We start from the raw sequence: 3,197 nt of genomic DNA, 5'->3' as shown, positions 1-3,197 counted from the left end.
AATCCGCGAGTTCGATCCGCAGTTTCCGAAACTGCCCCAGGCCGTACACCAGGTTGGTGAAGGCCAGCGGGTCATGGCGCCCCGTGTTGACGTCCGCGTCAATCTCGATCTGCAGGAGTTCCTGCTCGCGGGTGAACAGCGCCGCCGCCTCGTCGCGCGTGCCGATGAAAATTGGCGGCACGTTGCGGCCGCCGCCTTTGAAGAATTGCTGGACGGTGGGGTCGAGGATGTACTCCTGGCCCTTGTACTGGAAAATCAGAAAGGCGTGGGTCTTGCCGTGCGCCTCGCGGCCGGCCAGGGTGTGAGCGACGGCGGGGCCGCCGGCGGGGTCGACCACCACCATGCGCGTCTCGATGCCGGCGAGTTGCAGGGCCGTCTGCCACTTGGCCGACAGGTCCATGCAATACCCGTCGTTGGCGGTCCACATCCCCCCGCCGGAGCGCGAGATGCGTTCGACCGTCTTGCGCAGCTGGGCCAGCGGATCGTCGTTGCGCGCCTCGCGGGAAAGCACCAGCTGGTCTCGCTTCGGCGTCGGCGGAGTCAGCGCAGGCTTCTGACCGAGCGGCGTGGGCACCGCTGGGGGGATCGAAGGGTTGGAGTGAATCGGTTTCATAGGACGTCACCGGCTGGAACGTGCGACCCGCAGCGCACGCCCTCATGCTGGATCTTACCCGGGTTGGACGTCAAGAAACCCACCGGCGTGGCCTCTGTTGCGGGCTTACCCGACGGCGGCCGCGAGGGCCCGCTTGCGGCTCAGCGAGATGCGCCCCCGGGCCTGGTCGACCTCGAGCACCTCCACCTCGATCACGGTGCCCACGGCCATCAGGCTGAGTGGGTCGCGCACGAAGCCCTCGGCCAGTTCCGAGACGTGCACCAGGCCGTCGTGCTTGACGCCGATGTCCACGAAGACGCCGAACGGCACCACGTTGCGGACCGTGCCGGTCAGGCGCATGCCGGGCTTCAGGTCTTCCAGCTTCAGCACGTCCTGGCGCAGATGGGGAGCGGGGAGGTCCTCGCGCGGGTCGCGCCCGGGGCGTTCCAGCGCGTCGAGCATGTCCTGGAGGGTCGGTTCCCCCAGCCCCAGTTCGCGGGCCAGCTCCGCCAGCACGAGACGGTCGCGCTGTGCGCGCAGGGCCTGGGGCAGGGTGGCGTCGGCCGGCAGTCGCAATCGCGTGAGCAGCCGGCGCACCGCCGGGTAGGACTCGGGGTGGATCGGGGTGGCGTCGAGCGGTTCGGTGCCCTCGGGGACGCGCAGGAAGCCGGCGGCCTGCTCGTAGGTTTTCTGGCCCAGGCCTTTCACGGCCAGCAGATCGGCGCGGCGCTGGAAAGGCCCATGCGCGGTGCGGTGGGCCACGATCGCCCGGGCCACCTTCTGGTTCAGGCCGGCCACGTGGGTCAGCAGTGACACGGAGGCGGTGTTGAGGTCGACCCCGACGTGGTTGACCGCGTCCTCGACCACGCCGGCCAGCGCGTGGGCGAGGGCCTTTTCCGCCAGGTCGTGCTGGTACATGCCCACCCCGATCGCCGCCGGGTCGATCTTCACCAGCTCGGCCAGGGGATCCTGCAGGCGGCGGGCGATCGAGATGTTGCCGCGTTGCGTCGCATCCAGCTCGGGAAACTCCTCGCGGGCCACTTCGGAGGCCGAGTAAACGCTGGCGCCGGCTTCCGAGACGATCGCATAGGCCGCTGCGGTGCCGCGCACGGCCTCGGCCACCAGGCGCTCCGTTTCGCGGCTGGCGGTGCCGTTGCCGATCGCCACCACCTGCACGCCGTGCCGGGCAATCAGGCTGCGCAGCGTGTCGATCGCCGCCTGGTACTGGTTTTGTGGCTCGTGCGGGAAGATCGTTGTGCCGGCGCCAAGCGGCAGGCCGGTCGGGTCGACCACCACCACCTTGCAGCCGGTCCGGAAGCCAGGGTCGATGCCCATGACCACCCGGCCCTTGAGCGGGGGTTGCAGCAGCAGGGCCTTCACATTGGCGGCGAAGACCTCGATCGCGTGGCGCTGGGCCTTTTCCGTGAGGGCCTCGCGCAGGTCGCGCTCGATCGCGGGGGCCAGCAGGCGCTTGTAGCCATCGGCGATCGCCGCCTCGGCCTCGTCGCGCCAGCCGGGCGCCGGCACGCGCAGGGCCTCGCGCATGAAACCGAGGATGCGGGCCTCCGGCAGGGCCACGGACACCCGCAGCACGCCCTCGGCCTCGCCGCGATCCACCGCCAGCGTGCGGTGCGGCGCCAGCCGGCCCAGGGGTTCCGAGAACTGATGGTACTGCGTGTACTTGCCCTGCGGATCTTGCCCCTTGGGCGCCTTGCCGGCGTGCAGGACGCCTTCCTTGAGCGAGACCGTGCGGGCCCGTCCCCGCACGCCGGCGTCTTCGGCCAGGCGCTCGGCCAGGATGTCGCGGGCACCCGCCAGGGCCGCCTCCGGCGTGGCCACCCCGGTGGTGGGGTTCACGAAGCGCCGAGCGGCCTCCAGCGGACTTTCGCGGTTGGGCTGCGTGAAGCGATCGGCCAGGGGCTCCAGGCCTTGCTCCCGGGCCACGCTGGCGCGCGTGCGGCGCTTGGGGCGATGGGGCAGGTAGAGGTCTTCCAGACGCGCCAGGGAATCGGCGCCGGCCACGGCCTGGGCCAGTTCGGGCGTCAGCACCCCTTGCTGCGTCAGCGACTCGCGCACCTCCTCACGGCGCGTTTCCAGTCGCCGCAGGCGTCCCAGCGCATCTTGCAGGGAGCGCAGGGCCACCTCATCCAGGCCACCCGTGGCTTCCTTGCGGTAGCGCGCCAGGAAGGGGATGGTGTGACCCGCATCGAGCAGGTCCACCACGGCAGCGACCTGCTGGGGCGGCAAGGAGAGTTCGCGGGCGAGCGCAGGCGTCAGGTTCGTCATGGCACCAGCCTACCAGATCTGCCCCCGTGCGCTGTGGGTGCCTGGCCGATTCGGACTTGCCTGCCTCCCGGCAGGGAGCGCCTCGCTCCAAATACAGCACGTGAACGAGTCGAACATGTGTTCGATTTCGTGCTAGGTTGGAGGCATGCCACTTTCCGCCCTGCACGAGGTCCTGATCGAACTGCTGCGGAAGCAGCCGGAGCAGATTGCCGCGCTGCTGGCGCGCCAGCGTGGGCTCGCGCTGGACGCCGAGCCGGTGCACTTTGCGCCCGAGGAGCTGGGGCAGCCGCTGCCTCTGACCCGTCGCGCCGACCTGATC

2 protein-coding genes are annotated in these 3,197 nt (G+C 70.3%); both read right to left on the bottom strand.

Going from position 1 to position 3,197, the window contains the following annotated elements:
- Positions 1–613, bottom strand: a 613-nt coding sequence (locus tag VKP62_12890; protein ID MEB3198090.1) for a hypothetical protein, incomplete at its 3' end; no start/stop codon positions are given.
- 105 nt (positions 614–718) lie between these two features.
- A complete protein-coding gene (locus VKP62_12885) occupies positions 719–2,878 on the bottom strand; it encodes a Tex family protein (GenBank protein MEB3198089.1) in 2,160 nt (719 codons plus the stop codon).
- Positions 2,879–3,197: the final 319 nt, after the last annotated feature.

It is taken from the genome of Candidatus Sericytochromatia bacterium, assembly GCA_035285325.1.
GTDB lineage: Bacteria > Cyanobacteriota > Sericytochromatia > S15B-MN24 > JAQBPE01 > JAYKJB01.
The sequence above is the reverse complement of the archived record's forward strand: the minus strand, read 5'-3'. Positions and strand labels throughout refer to the sequence as shown.